Raw genomic sequence first — 224 nt, 5'->3', positions numbered from 1 at the left:
AAAAACCAGCTTCCTGAAGTCTCGATTGGATGCAACCAGCTCAAACTTCCGAAGCTGAAATGGGTTCGTTTCGCCCACTCGAAACAGGTTACAGGCCGTATCTTGAACGCCACGATCCGACGTAACGCTTCAGGCAAATACTTCGTTTCCCTGCTCGTCGAGCAGGAGATCAACGAACTGCCGAAGACCGGTTCATCCGTCGGCGTCGACGTAGGACTCAAGAA

1 pseudogene is annotated in these 224 nt (G+C 52.2%); it reads left to right on the top strand.

Annotated features, from left to right (window positions below):
* Nucleotides 1-224, top strand: a pseudogene (locus tag KNQ13_RS15885) (IS200/IS605 family element RNA-guided endonuclease TnpB); the annotation flags it as partial.

This window comes from Exiguobacterium sp. s128 (genome assembly GCF_018618815.1).
Taxonomy (GTDB): domain Bacteria; phylum Bacillota; class Bacilli; order Exiguobacteriales; family Exiguobacteriaceae; genus Exiguobacterium_A; species Exiguobacterium_A antarcticum.
The sequence above is the reverse complement of the archived record's forward strand: the minus strand, read 5'-3'. Positions and strand labels throughout refer to the sequence as shown.